15 protein-coding genes are annotated in these 19503 nt (G+C 72.6%); 8 read left to right on the top strand and 7 right to left on the bottom strand.

What is annotated here, in order from left to right; translation table 11 throughout:
* Positions 1–148: 148 nt before the first annotated feature.
* Together hemQ and hemG are read right to left on the bottom strand one after the other, a co-directional pair.
* Complete coding sequence (gene hemQ, locus ACH4TP_RS33725) at positions 149–862, bottom strand: hydrogen peroxide-dependent heme synthase (RefSeq protein ID WP_389226924.1); 714 nt, start codon at positions 860–862, stop codon at positions 149–151.
* Positions 863–879: 17 nt separating this feature from the next.
* A complete protein-coding gene (gene hemG, locus ACH4TP_RS33720) occupies positions 880–2355 on the bottom strand; it encodes a protoporphyrinogen oxidase (protein ID WP_389226921.1) in 1476 nt (491 codons plus the stop codon).
* 139 nt (positions 2356–2494) lie between these two features.
* Between hemG and ACH4TP_RS33715 the strand changes: the two genes are divergently transcribed.
* The 3 genes from ACH4TP_RS33715 (at position 2495) to ACH4TP_RS33705 (ending at position 5410) form a co-directional block, all read left to right on the top strand.
* The gene (locus ACH4TP_RS33715) at positions 2495–3511 is read left to right on the top strand and encodes a DUF4349 domain-containing protein (protein ID WP_398440085.1); all 1017 of its coding nucleotides are present in this window, start codon (positions 2495–2497) and stop codon (positions 3509–3511) included.
* Positions 3512–3529: 18 nt separating this feature from the next.
* Positions 3530–4903 (top strand): FAD-dependent oxidoreductase, encoded by a 1374-nt coding sequence (locus tag ACH4TP_RS33710; RefSeq protein ID WP_389226915.1) that lies wholly within the window; start codon positions 3530–3532, stop codon positions 4901–4903.
* Between the two features lie 66 nt (positions 4904–4969).
* Positions 4970–5410: a hypothetical protein gene (locus ACH4TP_RS33705; RefSeq protein WP_398440084.1), complete on the top strand. Its 441-nt coding sequence runs from the start codon at positions 4970–4972 to the stop codon at positions 5408–5410.
* A 25-nt stretch (positions 5411–5435) separates the two neighbouring features.
* Here the strand turns inward: ACH4TP_RS33705 and hemE are convergent, their stop codons facing one another.
* Entirely contained in the window at positions 5436–6512 is a 1077-nt protein-coding gene (gene hemE / locus ACH4TP_RS33700; protein WP_389226909.1) for a uroporphyrinogen decarboxylase, read from the bottom strand.
* Between the two features lie 89 nt (positions 6513–6601).
* On the opposite strand from hemE, the gene ACH4TP_RS33695 reads away from it, so the two are divergent.
* From ACH4TP_RS33695 to ACH4TP_RS33685, 3 genes are all read left to right on the top strand, one after another.
* Positions 6602–7294: a DUF3000 domain-containing protein gene (locus tag ACH4TP_RS33695; protein ID WP_389226906.1), complete on the top strand. Its 693-nt coding sequence runs from the start codon at positions 6602–6604 to the stop codon at positions 7292–7294.
* 339 nt (positions 7295–7633) lie between these two features.
* Complete coding sequence (locus ACH4TP_RS33690; protein WP_017242457.1) at positions 7634–8299, top strand: response regulator transcription factor; 666 nt, start codon at positions 7634–7636, stop codon at positions 8297–8299.
* A gap of 80 nt (positions 8300–8379) precedes the next feature.
* Positions 8380–9663: a ribonuclease D gene (locus tag ACH4TP_RS33685; RefSeq protein WP_398185710.1), complete on the top strand. Its 1284-nt coding sequence runs from the start codon at positions 8380–8382 to the stop codon at positions 9661–9663.
* Positions 9664–9713: 50 nt separating this feature from the next.
* On the opposite strand, the gene ACH4TP_RS33680 is transcribed toward ACH4TP_RS33685, so the two are convergent.
* Positions 9714–10838: an alpha/beta hydrolase gene (locus ACH4TP_RS33680; protein WP_398440083.1), complete on the bottom strand. Its 1125-nt coding sequence runs from the start codon at positions 10836–10838 to the stop codon at positions 9714–9716.
* Positions 10839–11120: 282 nt separating this feature from the next.
* Between ACH4TP_RS33680 and ACH4TP_RS33675 the strand changes: the two genes are divergently transcribed.
* Positions 11121–12335, top strand: a complete 1215-nt coding sequence (locus ACH4TP_RS33675; protein ID WP_382659289.1) for a thiolase family protein — start codon at positions 11121–11123, stop codon at positions 12333–12335.
* Complete coding sequence (locus ACH4TP_RS33670; RefSeq protein WP_398440082.1) at positions 12332–14470, top strand: 3-hydroxyacyl-CoA dehydrogenase NAD-binding domain-containing protein; 2139 nt, start codon at positions 12332–12334, stop codon at positions 14468–14470. Before ACH4TP_RS33675 ends, ACH4TP_RS33670 begins: the two co-directional genes overlap by 4 nt.
* A 75-nt stretch (positions 14471–14545) precedes the next feature.
* Here the strand turns inward: ACH4TP_RS33670 and ACH4TP_RS33665 are convergent, their stop codons facing one another.
* The 3 genes from ACH4TP_RS33665 to dxs form a co-directional block, all read right to left on the bottom strand.
* Positions 14546–15622 (bottom strand): hypothetical protein, encoded by a 1077-nt coding sequence (locus ACH4TP_RS33665; RefSeq protein WP_398440081.1) that lies wholly within the window; start codon positions 15620–15622, stop codon positions 14546–14548.
* Positions 15623–15720: 98 nt separating this feature from the next.
* A complete protein-coding gene (locus ACH4TP_RS33660) occupies positions 15721–17253 on the bottom strand; it encodes an amino acid permease (RefSeq protein ID WP_398185725.1) in 1533 nt (510 codons plus the stop codon).
* Positions 17254–17354: 101 nt separating this feature from the next.
* The gene (dxs, locus tag ACH4TP_RS33655; RefSeq protein WP_389226889.1) at positions 17355–19274 is read right to left on the bottom strand and encodes a 1-deoxy-D-xylulose-5-phosphate synthase; all 1920 of its coding nucleotides are present in this window, start codon (positions 19272–19274) and stop codon (positions 17355–17357) included.
* Positions 19275–19503: the final 229 nt, after the last annotated feature.

Below are 19503 nucleotides of genomic sequence, written 5' to 3'. Positions count from 1 at the left end.
CCGCCCCCCGGCCCCCCCCCCCCCCCGGGGGCGGGGGGGGGGGGCGGGGGCCCGGGGGGGGGGGGGGCCGGGCCGCGGCGCGCGGGGGGGGGGGGGGGGGGGCCCCCCCCCGGGCCCCCCCCCCCCGCCACCGGGTTTCGTACGGCCGTCAGGCCAGGCCCGCCACCAGGTCGGCGACGCTCTTGCGGCGACCGGTGTAGAACGGGACCTCCTCGCGCACGTGCATCCGCGCCTCGGAGGCGCGCAGGTGGCGCATGAGGTCGACGATGCGGTGCAGCTCGTCGGCCTCGAAGGCGAGGAGCCACTCGTAGTCGCCGAGGGAGAAGGAGGCGACCGTGTTGGCGCGGACGTCCGGGAAGCCGCGGGCCATCTTGCCGTGGTCGGCGAGCATCCGGCGGCGGTCCTCGTCCGGCAGCAGGTACCAGTCGTAGGAGCGCACGAAGGGGTACACCGAGACGTAGTCGCGCGGGTTCTCGTCGGCCAGGAAGGCCGGGATGTGCGACTTGTTGAACTCGGCGGGGCGGTGCAGCGCCATGTTCGACCAGACCGGCTCCAGGGCGCGGCCCAGCTTGGTGCGGCGGAAGAGGTTGTACGCCTCCTGGAGCTCGTCGCTCGTCTCGGCGTGCCACCAGATCATGACGTCGGCGTCGGCGCGCAGACCGGACAGGTCGTACGTGCCGCGGATCGTGATGTCCTTGGCCGCGAGCTGGTCGAACAGCTCCTGGACCTCGTCGGCGTAGCCGCCGCGGTCCTCGGGGAGAACGTCGCGCAGCTTGAAGACGGACCACAGGGTGTAGCGGATGACCTCGTTGAGGTCCTTCGCCTTCTTACCGGCGTTCGGGATCTTTTCGGGCGCACTCATACGCCTATTCTCGCCCGTCACGAGGAGTGCCCCGCACCGGGGTGCCCCGTTCCGGACGTGGCGATGATCTCGTCGGCCGCGCGGTGGGCCGAGGCGATGGTGGCCGGGATGCCGACGCCGTCGTAGGCGGCGCCCGCGAGGCGCAGTCCGGGGAGGGCGGCGACGGCCGCGCGGACGCGGGCGACACGGGCCAGGTGACCGACCGGGTACTGGGGCAGGCCGCCGATCCAGCGGGTGACGGTGGAGGCGACCGGGCGGGCGGTGAGACCGGTGGCGGCGGCGAGGTCCTTGAGGGAGGCGGCGACGAGGTCGGCGTCCTCGCGGTGGACCTGCTGCTCCTCGCCGTGGCGGCCGACGGAGGTGCGCAGCACGAACAGGCCGGGGGCGCCGTCGGCGACCCACTGCCACTTCTGGGCGGAGAAGGTGGAGGCCTTGACGGTGTGGCCGTCGACGGGCGGGACGAGGAAGCCGGAGCCCGCGAGGGCGGGCACGTCGGAGCGGCGGAAGGCGAGGGTGATCAGGGCCATGGAGGCGTAGTCGATCGCGGCGAGCTCGGCGGCGGCGTCCGGGGCGTGGCCGCCGAGGAGTCCGGCGGCGGCCGAGGCGGGGGTGGCGAGGACGACGGCGTCGGCGTCGAGCGTCCGGTGCGGGGTGACGACCCGCCAGCCGGTGGCGCCGGTGCGGGCCAGGGCGGTCACGGGCGTGCCGGTGAGGATCTCGCCGCCGGCGGCGCGGATCGCGTCGGCGACCGCGCCGGGGAGGGTGCCGACGCCGCCCTCGATGCCGAGGAACACGGCGCCGCCGAGGCCGGTGGCGGCGCCCGCCACGTCGGCGGGGACGGCCGCGCCGGCGCGCTGGACGGCGTGGACGGCGGCGGTGAGCGTGGGGTGGACGCGGGCGGCCTCGAAGAGGGCGGGGACGGCGGCCTTCATCGAGATGCGGTGGGCGTCTCCGGCGTACACGCCGCCGAGGAGGGGTTCGACGAGCCGGTCGACGACCTCGTGGCCCATGCGCGCGGCGACGTACGCGCCGATGGCGATGTCCTCGCCGATCTCGGTCGGCGGTAGTTCCAGGTCTCCGGCGATGCGGCGGACGCCCTCGGCGGAGAGGAGGCCCTCGACGGCGGCGGGGGCGCCGGGGACGCCCATGACGTGCCCCTTGGGCATCGGGACGAGCTCGCCCCGGGACCAGACGGACGCGGTGGTCGTCGCGGGGGCCTGGAGCCGGTCGCCGAGGCCGACGGCCCGGGCGAGGGCGACCGCCTCGGGGCGGCGGGCGAGCAGCGACTCGGCGCCGAGGTCGACGGGGGCGCCCGCGATCTCCCCGGCGAGGAGCTTGCCGCCGAGCCGGGCGTCGGCTTCGAGGAGGGTCACCCGGTGGCCGGCGAGGGCGAGGCGGTGGGCGGCCGCGAGTCCGGCGATCCCGCCTCCGGCGACGACGACGTGAGGCCCGGCATGCTGCCCGGCGTGGTGTCCCGTGGTGTCCGCGTTCATGGCTCCACTCTCTCAAACCGCCCGCCCGCGCCCGTTCCGAGGCCGGACCGTGATCGCATCGCTACCCCCGGAGGGCAACCCGTTCCGGGGGCCCGTACGTCCAACGGGCATCACTCACCACCACCCTGGGGGGAACCTCGTGCGGGTAGTCAGAACGAGAACGACGACGGCCGCGGTCCTGCTGACCGCCTCACTGGTCCTGACGGGCTGTGGCGCGGGCGCCACGGACTCGGGCTCGGCCTCGGACAGCAAGGCCGACGTGGCGGCGAAGCCCGCCGACAGGGCCGCCGAGGGGGCCGCCGACGCCTCCGGCGCCTCGGGCGCGGCCGGGAAGCCCGCGGCGAAGGCGCCGGCCCAGAAGCACATCATCCGTACCGCCTCGCTCTCCGTCGAGGTGAAGGACGCGTCGAAGGCCCTGGCCACGGCCCGCCGGGTGGCGGCCGAGGCGGGCGGGCGCGTGGAGAACGAGTCGACGGAGCGGGTCGAGGGCACGCACCTCGGCTCGCTGATCGTGCTGCGGGTGCCGCAGGAGCGGTACGACTCCGTCCTCGCCGAGCTGTCGGGCACCGGGAAGCTGCTCGACCGCAAGGCGGAGGCCAAGGACGTCACCGACCAGGTGGTGGACGTGGAGAGCCGGATCGCCAGCCAGCGGGCGAGCGTGGCGCGGGTGCGGGCGCTGATGGACCGGGCGGAGAAGCTGTCCGACGTGGTGACCCTGGAGGGCGAGCTGAGCCGCCGCCAGGCGGACCTGGAGGCGCTGCTCGCCCAGCAGGCCTCGCTGAAGGACCGGACGTCGCTGGCGACGATCACCCTGCGGCTCTCCGAGCAGGAGAAGCCGCGGCCGGAGGTGGCGAAGGAGGAGGGCCGTCCCGGTTTCGGGGACGCCCTGAGCGGCGGGTGGAACGCGCTGGTGGGCGCGGCTGCCTGGATCGGGATCGTGCTGGCCGCCCTGGCGCCGTGGCTCGCGGTGGCCCTGGTCGTCTTCGTCCTGTGGCGCCGCCTGGTCCGCCCGCGCCTCGCGGCCCGTGCCGCCCGGCCGGCGGGCGCCGTCCCCGGCCTGCCGGACGGCCCGCGGAACGCCGCGGGAGCGCCCGTGGCGCCGGCGGCGCCCGGGTCCCCGACGCCCCCGCGGCCCCGGGAGACCCCCGAGAAGTAGTTTCGTGCCATGAGTCTCATGAGTGAACGACTGGTGGTCATCGGCGGCGACGCGGCGGGCATGTCCGCCGCGTCGCAGGCGCGCCGGCTCAAGGGTCCCGGGGAGCTGGAGATCGTCGCCTTCGAGCGCGGGCGCTTCTCCTCGTACTCGGCCTGCGGCATCCCGTACTGGGTCGGCGGGGACGTGGCCGCGCGCGGGGAGCTGATCGCGCGCTCCCCCGAGGAGCACCGGGCCCGTGACATCGATCTGCGGATGCGGACCGAGGTGACGGAGATCGACGTTCCCGGGCAGCGGGTCCGGTCGCGGGACCTGGAGTCGGGTGCGGAGGCGTGGACCGGCTTCGACAAGCTGGTGATCGCGACCGGGGCGCGGCCGCTGCGCCCACCGCTGCCGGGGATCGACGCGCCCGGGGTGCACGGGGTGCAGACCCTCGGCGACGGTCAGGCGCTGCTCGACTCGCTGTCCGGTGTGCCGGGGCGGCGGGCGGTCGTCGTCGGCGCCGGGTACATCGGGGTGGAGATGGCCGAGGCCCTGCTGAACCGGGGTTACGAGGTGACGGTCCTGACCCGGGGCGAGCAGCCGATGGCGACCCTCGACCCGGACATGGGACGCCTCGTGCACCGGGCGATGGACGGCCTCGGGATCAGGACGGTCGTCTCGGCGCCGGTGACGAAGGTCCTGACCGGAGCGGACGGCCGGGTGCGGGCGGTGGCCACGGACGCGGAGGAGTATCCGGCGGACGTGGTGGTGCTCGGCACGGGCGTGGTGCCGGAGACCTCGCTCGCGCGGGCGGCGGGGCTGCCCCTCGGGGCGTACGGGGGGCTGCTCACCGATCTGGCGATGCGGGTGCGGGGCCACGGGAACATCTGGGCCGGCGGGGACTGCGTGGAGGTCCTGGACCTGGTCTCGGGCCGGGAGCGGCACGTTCCCCTCGGCACGCACGCGAACAAGCACGGGCAGGTCATCGGCTCGAACGTGGGCGGCGACTACGCGACCTTCCCGGGCGTGGTGGGCACGGCGGTGTCGAAGGTCTGCGACCTGGAGATCGCGCGGACGGGCCTGCGGGAGCGGGACGCCCGGGAGGTGGGGCTGCGGTTCGTGACGGTGACGGTCGAGTCGACGAGCCGGGCGGGCTACTACCCGGGGGCCGCGCCGATGACGGTGAAGATGCTGGCCGAGAAGCGCACGGGCCGGCTGCTCGGGGTGCAGATCGTGGGCCGGGAGGGCGCGGCGAAGCGGGTGGACATCGCGGCGGTGGCGCTGACGGCGGGGATGACGGTGGAGGGGATGACGGCGCTCGACCTGGGGTACGCGCCGCCGTTCTCGCCGGTGTGGGACCCGGTGCTGATCGCGGCGCGCAAGGCGGCGGCGGCCGTCCGGGCGGCGGAATGACCCGAGCGGCGGAGTGACCCTCGGTCACGATTTGCGGCCGAAAGGTCACCGTGTGTCACTGTTCGCATGATCCGACACACGATGCGCGCGCTCAGCGCCGCCACTCTCGTCATAGCCCCGATCGCCCTGACGGCGACGCCCGCCCACGCGGTGGCCTCCTGCCGGGTCAACGGCATCCCCGTCAGCGGTACGAGCGTCGTCGGCACGCCCGGCCCCGACTACATCACCTGCGGCTCCCTCGCCTCCGGTGACGTGGTCGACGGCCTGGGCGGCGCCGACTACATCCGCGTCAGCGGCGACGTCGGCGGCGGCGCCACCCTCAGGGGCGGCACCGGCCGCGACTACATCCGGGTCGACGGCTCGGTCGGCCCGACGGGCCAGGTGCTCGGCGGGGCCGACAACGACTACGTCGTCGTCGGCCCGAACGCGGGCGTCGTCAACGGCGGCGCCGGCGTCGACTTCTGCCGGGTGGCCTCCGGCAACCCGCCCGTGGGTTGCGAGGTCTGAGCACCTTCCCGCACGCGGGCGACCGTCAGACGGCCGTCCGCGTGTGCACGTACTCGACGAGCCGGGACAGGGCGTCCGGGTCCATCGACGGCATCACGCCGTGGCCCAGGTTGAAGACGTGCCCCTCCAGGTCCTTCGCGGCGGCGAGGACCTCGTCGGTCTTGGCCTCCACGACCTCGGTCGAGGCGAAGAGCACGGCCGGGTCCAGGTTGCCCTGGAGGGCCTTGCCGGGGCCGACGCGGCGGGCGGCCTCGTCGAGCGGGACGCGCCAGTCGACGCCCACGACGTCCGCGCCGGCCTCGCCCATCAGGCCGAGGAGCTCGCCCGTACCGACGCCGAAGTGGATGCGGGGGACGCCGTAGCCGGCGACCGCGTCGAAGACCTTGGTGGAGGCGGGCATCACCGAGCGGCGGTAGTCGGCCGGGGCGAGGGCGCCGACCCAGGAGTCGAAGAGCTGCACGGCGGAGGCGCCGGCCTCGATCTGGACCTTGAGGAAGGCCGAGGTGATCTCGGCGAGGCGGTCGAGGAGGTCGGCCCAGAGCTGCGGGTCGCCGTACATCATGGCCTTGGTGCGCTCGTGGCTGCGCGAGGGGCCGCCCTCGACGAGGTAGCTCGCGAGGGTGAAAGGCGCGCCGGCGAAGCCGATGAGCGGGGTGTCGCCCAGCTCCTCGGTGAGCATCCCGATGGCCTCGGTGACGTAGTGGACGTCCTCCGGGGTCAGGTCGCGCAGCCGGTCCAGGTCGGCGCGGGTGCGGATCGGGTCGGCGACGACCGGGCCGACGCCGGGCTTGATGTCGAGGTCGAGACCGATGGCCTTGAGGGGGACGACGATGTCGCTGAAGTAGATGGCGGCGTCGACCTTGTGGCGCCGGACCGGCTGCAGCGTGATCTCGGTGACCAGCTCGGGCCGCATGCAGGACTCCAGCATGGGGATGCCCTCGCGGACCTTCAGGTACTCGGGGAGGGAGCGCCCGGCCTGTCGCATGAACCAGACGGGGGTGTGCGGAACCGGCTCGCGCCGGCACGCCTTGAGGAACGCGGAGTCGTACGTCCGCGACTGCTGCTTCGTCTGCTGGCCCTGCGGGCGGTCAATGGCACTCACGCCAGAATCTTCGCATGTGGCGGGAAGCCGCTCGTCCGGGCCGGGTGTCCTCCCTGCACGGAGGCCCCGTTCCGCCTACTCTTCCCCGCATGGCTGCGGCTCAGGGACATTTTTCCGATCATTCCGACGGCGATCGAGGGACGGACGAAACGGCGGACAGTACGGACACGAACCCGGTTCCGCCCGCGTTCCGGCGGGCGGTGGAGGCCTTGCGGTCGGCGCGGCTGCGGTCGGAGATCGAGATCGACCCGACCAGGCCGCCGCAGCGGCTCGCCCCGTACGCGTACGCGGTGGAGGCGGCCGTGGTGGAGGGCGAGGAGGACCTGGCGGACGGGCGGCTCGTGCTGCTGCACGATCCGGCCGGGCACGAGGCCTGGAAGGGCACGTTCCGCCTGGTGACCCTGATCCGGGCGGAGCTGGAGCCGGAGATGGCGGCGGACCCTCTGCTGCCCGAGGTGTGCTGGTCCTGGCTGACCGGGGCCATGGAGGCGCGGGGGCTCTCGTACGGGGAGGCGAGCGGGACCGTGACGATGGCGGGCTCGCACTACTTCGGCGGTCTCGCGGACCGCAGACCGGCGACCCAGATCGAGATGCGGGCGTCCTGGACGCCGCGCGAGGGCCTGGGCGGGGTGCCGGACACCGGGGCGCACCTGGCGGCCTGGTGCGACCTGCTCTGCCAGATCGCGGGGCTGCCACCGGCACCGGCGGATCCGGGGGCGGGGACGGTGACGGGCGCGGGGGTCGTCTCGTTGCCCCAGCGCCGGGGGCCGCAGGGGGCGTGAGGCGCCTGCGCGGGACACCTCCCCCGCCCCCGGGGTCCCACAGGGGCCTGCCGGGGTCCCACAGAGGGCCTGGAACGCCTCCCCCCGCCGGGGGTCCCGCAGGGGGCTCGAAACGCCTCCCCCGGGGTCCCTCGTGGGGGTGACGGGGCGGGGTCCGCTCGTAGGATGATCGATCACGCGTCCGAATTGCCCTAATTGTTACTCACCAAATCGTGATCTTTCCCTAAAGGCGGGCGGCCCAGCTGCCGAAGGAGTCAGTGACCCCTTCACAGCACGGGTTCGCCCCCGGCTTCTTCCCCGAGCCGGCTCCGTCCCGCACCCTTCCCCCCAGGAGGCCTGGTGTCCGTTCTCCTCGAGCAGCCCGCAAGCCTGGTCGCCTACCGCCCGAACAAGCCGACGGCCATGGTCGTCGTGGCCGACCCACGCGTCCGCTCCACCGTCACCCGCCACCTGTGGGCCCTCGGAGTACGCGACGTGATCGAGGCGTCGTCCATCGCGGAGGCCCGTCCCCGCGTCGGCAACCCGCGCGACATCTGCGTTGCCGACGTCCACCTGCCCGACGGCAGCGGCCTGACCCTGCTGTCCGAGACCCGCGCCGCGGGCTGGCCCAACGGCCTCGCCCTCTCGGCCGCCGATGACATCGGCGCCGTGCGCAACGCCCTGGCGGGCGGCGTGAAGGGCTACGTCGTCACCGGCACCCGGACCAACATCGGTCACCCGACCCGCCCCGGCGCCGCCCCCATCGGCTCCGCGGCGGCCCGCCTCGGCCACCGCCGCCCCCCGGGTGCCCCGAGCCACCCGGGCGGCTACCGCGAGCTCTCCGGCCGTGAGGTCGAGGTGCTGCGGCTCGTCGCGGAGGGCCAGTCGAACAAGGCGATCGGCGTCTCCATGGGCCTGTCCGCCCTGACCGTCAAGAGCCACCTCGCCCGCATCGCCCGCAAGCTGGGCACCGGCGACCGCGCCGGCATGGTCGCGGTGGCCCTGCGGACGGGGATCATCCACTGACCGCCGGTGGACATCGGCTCGCGCCTGTCGACGGAACGTTCCGTCGACAGGCGCGTGCCGTTCACCGATACCCTTGACGCGTGACCGACGCCCAAGAGACCGCAGCAGACACAGCACTGCGCACCACCGGGGGCGGCCCCCCGGACGACGATGTCCCTGCGAATGGGCTTCCGATCCCGTTGCTGGAGCCCCGCGAGGGGATTCCGCCCGTCGTCGAGACCGAGGACGCCCTCGCCGAGGTGATCGCCGCGTTCGCCGCCGGAAGCGGTCCCGTGGCCGTGGACGCCGAGCGCGCCTCCGGCTACCGCTACGGCCAGCGGGCCTATCTCGTCCAGCTCCGCCGCGAGGGCGCGGGCACCGCGCTCATCGACCCCGTCGGCTGCCCCGACCTCTCGGGGCTCGGCGAGGCGCTCGCCGGGACCGAGTGGATCCTGCACGCCGCGACGCAGGACCTTCCGTGCCTCCGCGACATAGGCATGCTCCCCACCTCGCTGTTCGACACCGAGCTCGCCGGACGCCTCGCCGGCTTCCCGCGGGTCGGCCTCGGCGCGATGGTCGAGTCCGTCCTCGGCTACGCCCTGGAGAAGGGCCACTCCGCCGTCGACTGGTCCACCCGGCCGCTGCCCGAGCCGTGGCTGCGGTACGCGGCCCTGGACGTCGAGCTGCTCGTCGACCTGCGGGACGCCCTGGAGAAGGAGCTCGACCGGCAGGGGAAGCTGGAGTGGGCCCGCCAGGAGTTCGACGCCATCGCCTCGGCGCCGCCCGCCCCGCCGCGCAAGGACCCGTGGCGCCGCACCTCCGGCATGCACAAGGTGCGCCGCCGCCGTCAGATGGCGGTCGTACGGGAGCTGTGGACGGCCCGCGACAAGGTCGCCCAGCGGCGTGACGTCTCCCCCGGCAAGGTGCTGAGCGACGCGGCGATCGTGGAGGCGGCGCTGGCGGTACCGGTGAACGTGGGCGCGCTCCTCGCGCTGCCCGGTTTCGGCAACCGCATGAACCGCCGCCAGCTGGAGCAGTGGCAGGCCGCGATCGACCGCGCCCGTGCCCTCCCGGAGAGCGAGCTCCCCCAGCCGGGCCAGCAGGTCGCGGGCCCGCCCCCGCCGCGCGCCTGGGCCGACAAGGACCCGGCCGCCGCGGCCCGCCTCGCCGCGGCCCGCACGGCGGTCTCGGCCCTCGCCGAGGAGCTGAACCTCCCGCAGGAGAACCTGATCACGCCGGACACGGTCCGCCGCGTCTGCTGGGAACCGCCGACCCCGGCGACCCCGGAGACGGTCTCCGCGGCCCTGACCGGCCACGGCGCCCGCCCGTGGCAGGTGGAGCTGGTGACGCCGCTGCTGGTGAAGGCGCTGTCGGCGAGCGCGTGACCGGACGGGAAGAGCCCCCCGCGCCCCTCGGGGCGCGGGGGGGCTCTTCGCTAGGGCGCCGGGCTGAGGTTGCCGGCGGTGTCCATGTCGAAGACCCCGTTGGTCTTGCCGTCGACCTTGAGGTGCTTCAGCCAGTGCTTCGAGAGCTCGTGCACGTTCCCGTGCTGCATCTCCCACGGCACGGAATGCCCCGCGCAGGCCAGCTTCACCATCAGCTTGTGGCTGCCCGCGACCGCCTTGTAGAGCTCGGGGACGGAGAAGTTGAGTTCCGGGTTGGCGTTGGTCGTGTTCGCCTGCTTGTCGTACTCCCCGTACACGATCAGTACGGGCACGCTTCCGCCGAGCACCCCGCCCTGCTTCGCGGTGGTCTCGTTCCACCCCCACCGGGTGAAGCTCCTGAAGCGGCTGAGCCCGTCGATGCCTCCCCAGACGCTGCCGACCGGGTCGCTCTTCAGCAGCGCGTCCCAGACCACGTCGACGATGCCGTCCTCGCGCTGACCCTCGCAGTGCAGTTCGCCGCCCCAGCCGCCCGGGGAGGACAGTCCGGCCTTCGTGCTGAGGTTGGTCGGGAAGCCCGGCACCGGCAGCGAGGCCGGCGGATTCGAGGTGCCCTTGGCCGGGAAGATCGGCGCCAGCAGGAACAGGCTCTCGACCTTCCCGGGGTTCTTGACCGCGTACGGCCCCATCCAGAACGCGGCGGCCGACCAGCCGATGAAGGCGACCTTGTCCACCTCGCACAGCTCGCGGATGAACTCCACGACGGTGTGCAGTTCGTCCCAGTCGCTGTACGAGTCGTTCAGCTGGTACGGGTAGTGCGGCTGGCCCGGCGTGAATCCCGGCGGCCGCGGCGTCAGCAGGGACTGCTGGGCGGGGTTGACGTTGCGGGGGTCCTCCATCTTCGGCCGTACCGAGAGGCCGGAGCCCTGGAGGTCCATCATGAAGACGTCGTAGCCGGCCTGCGCCAGCGCCCCGGCCCAGCTGTAGTCCTTGTACCGGAGGTCGAAGCCCGGGAGCACCGGGACGCTCCGGCCGTGGAGCATGAGGACAGGCTTGCGTTCCTGGCCCTTGGGCGTGCCGTTGCGTTCCCGTACGAAGAGCTCGACCTCCTCGTCCTTGTTCGCGGGGACGGTGGACGTGTGCCAGACCCAGTGGTCGGTGGTGATGACCTTCGCCATGGGAGTCCGTTCCGTGTGGGGGCCGGAGCCCTGCGCCCCGGCCCGGCCAGACTCCGTCCGCCCGGGAACGGGCGCCACGGGACGGCCGCCGGTCTGGGCCCATCGGGGTTGCCGGACCGTCCCAACGGAGGGGCGCACGGGGGCGCACGGGTGTGACCTTCACCGCTTGGGCCCCAAGGGGTGGGCAGCCTGGTTACCCACAAGTAGCATGGGTGGAGCAAGCGCACGCTTAGGCGTGGGCCGCAGCAGCAGTGCCATCCCGCACCCTGGAGGAGAGCCATCGTGCCTCGTACCGTCAGGGACGTCGTCTTCGTCGACGGCGTCCGCACCCCGTTCGGCAAGGCGGGCCCGAAGGGCATCTACCACGAGACCCGCGCCGACGACCTCGTCGTGAAGGCCATCCGGGAGCTGCTGCGCCGCAACCCGGGCCTCGACCCCGCGAAGATCGACGAGGTCGCCATCGCCGCGACCACGCAGATCGGCGACCAGGGCCTGACCCTGGGCCGCACGGCGGGCATCCTCGCCGGGCTGCCGCAGTCGGTGCCGGGCTACTCCATCGACCGCATGTGCGCCGGCGCGCTGACCGCCGTGACGACGACGGCCGGTTCGATCGCCTTCGGCGCGTACGACGCCGTCATCGCCGGTGGCGTCGAGCACATGGGCCGCCACCCCATGGGCGAGGGCGTCGACCCGAACCCGCGCTTCGTCAGCGAGAAGCTGGTCGACGAGTCCGCCCTCTTCATGGGCATGACCGCCGAGAACCTGCACGACCGCTACCCGAGCATCACCAAGCAGCGCGCCGACGAGTACGCCGTGCGCTCGCAGGAGAAGGCCGCCAAGGCGTACGCCGACGGCAAGATCCAGCAGGACCTGGTGCCGATCTCGGTCCGCCGCACCGACGCCTCCACCGGCGAGACCGGCTGGGGCCTGGTCACCGCCGACGAGCCGATGCGCCCGGGCACCACCCTGGAGTCGCTGGCCAACCTGAAGACGCCGTTCCGCGTCCACGGCAACGTCACCGCGGGCAACGCGGCCGGCCTCAACGACGGCGCCACCGCCTCGATCATCGCCTCCGAGGACTTCGCCCGGGAGAACGACCTCCCGGTCAAGATGCGCCTCGTCTCGTACGCCTTCGCCGGCGTCGAGCCGGAGGTCATGGGCTACGGCCCGATCCCGGCCACCGAGAAGGCCCTCGCCCAGGCCGGCCTGTCCATCGAGGACATCGGCCTCTTCGAGATCAACGAGGCCTTCGCGGTCCAGGTCCTCGCCTTCCTGGAGCACTACGGCATCGCCGACGACGACGCCCGCGTCAACCAGTACGGCGGCGCCATCGCCTACGGCCACCCGCTCGCCTCCTCCGGCGTCCGTCTGATGACGCAGCTGGCCCGCCAGTTCGAGGAGAACCCGCAGGTCCGCTACGGCCTCAACACCATGTGCGTCGGCTTCGGCATGGGCGCGACGGTCATCTGGGAGAACCCCCACTGGGAGGGCAAGTGAGCACCACCGCCGAGCTTCTGAAGGGCGCCGCCGAGCTCTTCCCGGACGAGGTCGTCACCTCGGCCCACGTACGGCACTTCGAACTCCCGGCCAGCGCTGGCAGGTTCGCGCTGATCACGCTGGACAACGGCTTCGACCACACCAAGCCGACCACCTTCGGCCCGCAGTCCCTCGCCAACCTGAACGCGGCGATCGACCAGGTCGAGGCCGAGGCCGCGAACGGTGAGATCGTCGGCGTCGGCATCACCGGCAAGCCGTTCATCTTCGCCGTCGGCGCCGACCTCAAGGGCGTCGAGCTGCTGAAGAAGCACGACGAGGCGCTCGCCATCGGCAAGGGCGGCCACGACGTCTTCAAGCGCCTGTCCGCGCTCGCCGTGCCGACCTTCGCGTACTACAACGGCGCGGCCATGGGCGGCGGCGTCGAGGTCGGTCTGCACTGCACCTACCGCACCGTCTCGAAGGCCCTGCCGGCCTTCTCGCTGCCCGAGGTCTTCCTCGGCCTGGTGCCCGGCTGGGGCGGCTGCGCCATCCTGCCGAACCTGATCGGCGCCGAGAAGGCCGTCTCGGTCATCATCGAGAACTCGCTGAACCAGAACCGCCAGCTCAAGGGCAAGCAGGTCTTCGAGCTCGGCATCGCCGACGCGATCTTCGAGGGCGCCGACTTCCTGGAGCAGTCGCTGGTCTGGACCGCCTCGGTCCTCAAGGGCGAGGTCTCCGTGGACCGCGCCGAGGTCGACCGCGGCGAGGCCTGGGACCAGGCCGTCGCCAAGGGCCGCGCCATCGCCGACTCCAAGGTGCACGGCGCCGCCCCGGCCGCCTACCGCGCCCTCGACATCATCGAGGCCGCCAAGGACGGCGACCTGCAGAAGGGCTTCGACGCCGAGGACCAGGCCCTCGCGGACCTGATCATGGGCGGCGAGCTGCGCTCCGGCATCTACGCCTTCAACCTGGTGCAGAAGCGCGGCAAGCGCCCCGCCGGCGCCCCGGACAAGTCGCTGGCCCGCCCGGTCACCAAGGTCGGTGTCGTCGGCGCCGGTCTGATGGCCTCCCAGCTGGCCCTGCTCTTCCTGCGCCGCCTGGAGGTGCCGGTCGTCCTGACCGACATCGACCAGGAGCGCGTCGACAAGGGCGTGGGCTACGTCCACGCCGAGATCGAGAAGCTGCTCGGCAAGGGCCGCATCAACCAGGACAAGGCCAACCGTCTCAAGGGCCTGGTCTCCGGTGTCCTCGACAAGGCCGAGGGCTTCGCGGACGCGGACTTCATCATCGAGGCCGTGTTCGAGGAGATGTCCGTCAAGCAGAAGGTGTTCGCGGAGGTCGAGGCGGTCGCCCCGGCGCACGCGATCCTCGCCACCAACACCTCCTCGCTGTCCGTCTCGGAGATGGCCTCCAAGCTCCAGCACCCGGAGCGCGTGGTCGGCTTCCACTTCTTCAACCCGGTCGCGATCCTCCCGCTCCTGGAGATCGTCCGCGGCGAGAAGACGGACGACGCGTCCCTGGCCACCGCCTTCGGTGTCGCCAAGAAGCTGAAGAAGACCGCGGTCCTCACCAAGGACGCCCCGGCGTTCGTCGTGAACCGCATCCTGACCCGCTTCATGGGCGAGATCCAGAACGTCATCGACGAGGGCACCCCGGTCGAGACCGCCGAGAAGGCGATCGAGCCGCTCGGCCTGCCGATGTCCCCGCTGGTGCTCCTGGAGCTCGTCGGCCCGGCGATCGGTCTGCACGTCTCCGAGACGCTGAACCGCTCCTTCCCCGAGCGCTTCAAGGTCTCCCCCAACCTGAAGGCGGTCGTCGAGGCCGGCAAGCGCGGCTTCTACGTCTACAAGCCGGAGAACGGCTTCAAGCCGGAGCTCGACCCGGAGGTCGCCGCCCTCCTCAAGCAGGGCGACGTCGTCCTGACCGAGGAGCAGGTCCGCGACCGCGTCCTGGACGCGGTGGCGCAGGAGATCGGCCTGATGCTGGAGGAGGGTGTCGTCGCCGAGGCGCAGGACATCGACCTCTGCCTGATCACGGGCGCGGGCTGGCCCTTCCACCTGGGCGGCATCACGCCGTACCTGGACCGTGAGGGCGTCTCCGAGCGCGTCAACGGCAAGCGTTTCCTGGCCCAGGGCGTGGCGAGCGTCCCGGCGTAACACCCGGACGCGTCAGGACGACGGCCCCGGCACCTCGCACAGGTGCCGGGGCCGTTTCCCGTGTCGCGGGCGGTGTCACCCTATGGAGCGCCAGCCTTCGAGCAGCAGCCCCTGGGCACCGACCTTCTGACGGGTGGCCACCGGGACGCCTCCGTCGGCCACGGCCATCGCGACCAGGCCGCCGTCGAGGCTCCGGGTGAGGGCGGTGGCCAGGCTTCCCTGCCGCTCCCCCGTCTCCGACCAGCTGAGGCCCTCCGCCTCCTGCTCGCTGGGGTAGGCGGCGAGGGCGAGCCGGCCGTCCCCGGACTGCTGGGCGAGGACCGTGCAGTCGAAGCCGTCGATGAGGCAGCGGGTGACGGACAGGCGTCCGGTGCCGACCGCCTTGCCGAGCGGCGTCGGCGTCAGTTCGCGCTCCGGCGACCAGGCCATGACCTGGCCCTCCTGGTCGAGGTAGAAGAGCGTCACGTGCCCGGAGGGCCCGGTGACGGCCGCCAGGGAGCCCATGGCCACCGAGGCGGGCAGGAGCTCCTCGCGCTCCGGCTTCTCACCGGCCACGCGCTGTACGTAGCGGACGAGGCCCTTGGCGTGGGAGCTGTACAGCTCGACGAGGCCGGAGCCGTTGGTGACGGCGACCGGCGAGGGGTCGGTCTTGGAGCCCATCAGGTCCCACCAGGGGTGCCAGCCGCCCGCGTCCTTCTGGGCGCGGACGCTGATGCCGCCGCCGCCGTTGCGCATGAAGACGTATGCGCGGCCCTGGGCGTCCACGGCGACGGCGGGGTTGCCCGTCCAGGGGCCCTTGCCGTTGGAGTGCCCCAGCGGGCGCCAGGCGGCCGCCGGACGGCCGGTCTGGAACTGGACGGCGTGCACCAGCTCGACGTGTCCCTCGTCCCCGCCCGTCGGCCGCAGGCCGACGAGGTGGACGTAGCGGTCGGCTCCCTGGCCGACGGCGAGGAACGGGGTCAGGCCGTCGCCGCCGAGGGAGACGGGGCCGCTCCAGCCGCCGCCGGGCTCCTCGGTCCAGCGCACCACCTCGCCGCCCCGGGGCAGATAGGCGCTGAACCTGCCCTCCTCCCCTCTGGTCAGCCAGCCGCCCTGGAGCACGGGGGCGGCGGTGCCGTGAGAACGGTCGGTGGGGGCCTGGGAATTCGCCATGGGGGGATCCAGCACTCCGGTCGTCGGAAGCAGTTCGGGTACGAACCGACTGTAGTCGCCCTCCCGGAGGGTCTCCGCCGCGCCCGGTGTCCGCCCGCTCAGCGCACGGCTTCCCTGCTCTCCCTGCCGAGCCGGCTGTGACCGCGTCCGTACAGGGCGTAGACGACGAAGCCGATCACCATCCAGACGGCGAACCGGAACCAGGTCTCGCCCGGCAGGTTGAGCATGAGCCAGACGGAGGCGGCGATGGAGAGGATCGGCAGCACGGGCACCCAGGGGGTGCGGAAGGCGCGCGGCAGGTCGGGGCGGGTGCGGCGGAGCACCATGACGCCGACGGCGACGACGACGAAGGCGAAGAGGGTGCCGATGTTCACCAGGGTCGCGAGTTCGTTGATGCTGGTGAAGCCGGCGACGACGGCGATGATCACGCCGAGCAGGATGGTCGGCCGGTACGGGGTCCTGAACCGGGGGTGCGTGACGGAGAAGAAGCGCGGCAGCAGGCCGTCGCGGCTCATGGCGAAGAAGACGCGGGTCTGGCCGAGGAGCAGGATCAGGCAGACCGTGGTGAGGCCGACGGCGGCGCCGAAGCTGATCACGCCCGCGTACCACGGGTGTCCCGCCGCCTTGAAGGCGTCGGCGAGCGGGGCGCTGGTGGACAGCTGGGTGTACTTCTCCATGCCGGTGACGACGAGGGCCACGGCCACGTACAGCACGGTGCAGATGAGGAGCGAGCCGAGGATGCCGCGGGGCATGTCCCGCTGCGGCAGCTTGGTCTCCTCGGCGGCGGTGGCGACGACGTCGAAGCCGATGAAGGCGAAGAAGACGACGGAGGCCGCGGTGAAGATGCCCATCACGCCGAAGTTCGTCGGCTCGTAGCCGAAGATCAGCTGGACCATCGGGGAGTTCCAGCCGGAGGTGCCGCCGGGTGGGGTGACGGCCGGCGGGATGAAGGGCTTGTAGTTGTCGCCGACGATGAAGAACAGGCCGGCGACGATCACGATCATCACGACGGTCACCTTGATCGCGACGACGACCGCGGTGATCCGGGCGGAGAGCTTCATGCCGAGGACGAGCACGACGGTGAGCACGAGGACGAGCAGGAAGGCCAGGATGTCGAAGGTGCCGCCCGCGACGTCCGGGCCTTCGAGCGAGGCCGGCAGGTGCCAGCCGATGTTGTCCATGAGGGATCTGACGTAGCCGGACCAGCCGACGGCGACCACCGCGGTGCCGAGGGCGAACTCCAGGACCAGGTCCCATCCGATGATCCAGGCGGGCAGCTCGCCGATCGACGCGTACGCGAAGGTGTACGCCGATCCCGCCACCGGCACCGTCGAGGCGAACTCGGCGTAGCACAGGGCGGCCAGGGCGCAGACGATGCCGGCGGCGACGAAGGCGAGGGCGGTGGCCGGGCCGGCGTTCTCCTTGGCGACCTTGCCCGTGAGGACGAAGATGCCGGTGCCGATGATGACGCCGACGCCGAACACGGTCAGGTCCCAGGCGGACAGGGATTTCCTGAGCGCGTGCTCGGGCTCCTCGGTGTCGCGGATCGACTGCTCGACCGACTTCGTCCGGAACAATCCGGTGTTGGCACGTGGCCGCTGGTCCGTACTCACGTCGCACCTCCCTGCCATGGGGCTGCCCGCCCTGTGGCCAGAATGCACGCGAAAGGGCCGGTCGGCACTCCGAAGAGTGATCCGACCGGCCCAAAGGTGACGCCGGGTGACGGGGTCCGTCAGTCGCGGGCGGGCTCCACGGCCTGCGCGCTGCTCTCGAACCTTCCGTCGAGCCGCGAGACCAGACCGGTGACCTGGCGGGCGATGTCCGGCGCGGTCAGCCCGATCTCGGCCAGGACCTCGCCGCGGGAGGCGTGGTCGAGGAAGCGCGGCGGGATGCCGAAGTCACGCAGCGGCACGTCGACGCCGGCGTCGCGCAGCGCCTGGGCGACGGCCGAGCCGACACCGCCGACGCGGCTGTTGTCCTCGACGGTGACGACCACCCGGTGCTGCTCGGCGAGCGGGGCGAGGGCCTCGTCGACGGGCTTGACCCAGCGGGGGTCGACGACGGTGGTGGAGATGCCCTGCCGCTCCAGGAGCTCGGCGATCTCCAGGCACATCGGGGCCAGGGCGCCCACGGAGACCAGGAGGACGTCGGGCCGCTCCGAGCCGGACTCGCGGAGCACGTCCATGCCGCCGACGCGGCGCAGGCTGGGGACGGCCGGGCCGACCGCGCCCTTGGAGAAGCGGACCACGGTCGGGGCGTCGGTGACCTCGACGGCCTCGCGCAGCTGGGCGCGGACCTGGTCGGCGTCGCGCGGGGCGGCGAGCCGCAGGCCGGGCACGACCTGGAGGATCGACATGTCCCACATGCCGTTGTGCGAGGCGCCGTCGGTGCCGGTGACGCCGGCCCGGTCCAGGACGAAGGTGACGCCGCACTTGTGCAGGGCCACGTCCATCAGGACCTGGTCGAAGGCGCGGTTGAGGAAGGTCGCGTAGACCGCGAAGACCGGGTGGAGGCCGCCGGTGGCGAGGCCGGCGGCGGAGACCGCGGCGTGCTGCTCGGCGATGCCGACGTCGAAGACCCGCTCGGGGAAGGCCTTGGCGAACTTGTCGAGGCCGACGGGCTGGAGCATGGCCGCGGTGATGGCGACGATGTCCTCGCGCTCCTTGCCGAGCGCGACCATCTCCTCGGCGAAGACGCCGGTCCAGTCGGCGCCGGAGGAGGCGATGGGCAGGCCGGTGTCGGGGTGGATCTTGCCGACGGCGTGGAAGCGGTCGGCCTCGTCCTGGAGGGCGGGCTGGTAGCCGCGGCCCTTCTCGGTGAGGCAGTGGACGATCACGGGGCCGCCGAAGCGCTTGGCGCGCGTGAGGGCGGACTCCAGGGCCTCGATGTCGTGGCCGTCGATGGGGCCGACGTACTTGAGGCCGAGGTCCTCGAACATGCCCTGGGGGGCGATGAAGTCCTTGAGGCCCTTCTTGGCGCCGTGCAGGGTCTCGTAGAGCGGCTTCCCGACGACGGGGGTGCGCTCCAGGATGTCCTTGCCGCGGGCGAGGAAGCGCTCGTAGCCGTCGGTGGTGCGCAGGGTGGCCAGGTGGTTGGCGAGGCCGCCGATGGTGGGCGCGTAGGAGCGCTCGTTGTCGTTGACGACGATGACGAGCGGGCGGTCCTTGGCGGCGGCGATGTTGTTCAGCGCCTCCCAGGCCATGCCGCCGGTGAGGGCGCCGTCGCCGATGACGGCGACGACGTGGTCGTCCTTCTTCAGGACCTCGTTCGCCTTGGCCAGTCCGTCGGCCCAGCCGAGGACGGTGGAGGCATGCGAGTTCTCGATGACGTCGTGCTCGGACTCGGCCTGCGAGGGGTAGCCGGAGAGGCCGCCCTTCATCTTGAGCTTCGAGAAGTCCTGGCGCCCGGTGAGGAGCTTGTGGACGTAGCTCTGGTGGCCGGTGTCCCAGAGGACCTTGTCCTTCGGGGAGTCGAACACCCGGTGCAGGGCGATGGTCAGCTCGACCACACCGAGGTTGGGGCCGAGGTGCCCGCCGGTCTTGGAGACGGCGTCCACGAGGAACGTCCTGATCTCGTCGGCCAGCTGGTCCAGCTGCTCCGGGGAGAGCCGGTCCAGATCTCGCGGTCCCCTGATACGGGTCAGCAGAGCCACCCGTTCCTCCTTGCTTTGAGCTGGTCGAGCTTGCCGATTTGTCGAGTCTAATGTTCCGTCTTGGATCGTGGGCATCGGGCCGGGGGGTGTGGCATCACCCTCACGGCCGACAAGCCGATGATCTGTACGGCTCCGTACGCGCGCGCATGCCCGGTTCCGTACGGGTCCCGGCACTGCTCCGGACGCGCCGGAGCCCGGCACCGGTTTCCCGGTGCCGGGCTGGTGTGAC

The sequence above is a fragment of the Streptomyces sp. NPDC021012 genome (genome assembly GCF_044333355.1).
Lineage (GTDB): Bacteria > Actinomycetota > Actinomycetes > Streptomycetales > Streptomycetaceae > Streptomyces.
This window is presented reverse-complemented; position numbering and strand designations above follow the sequence as displayed.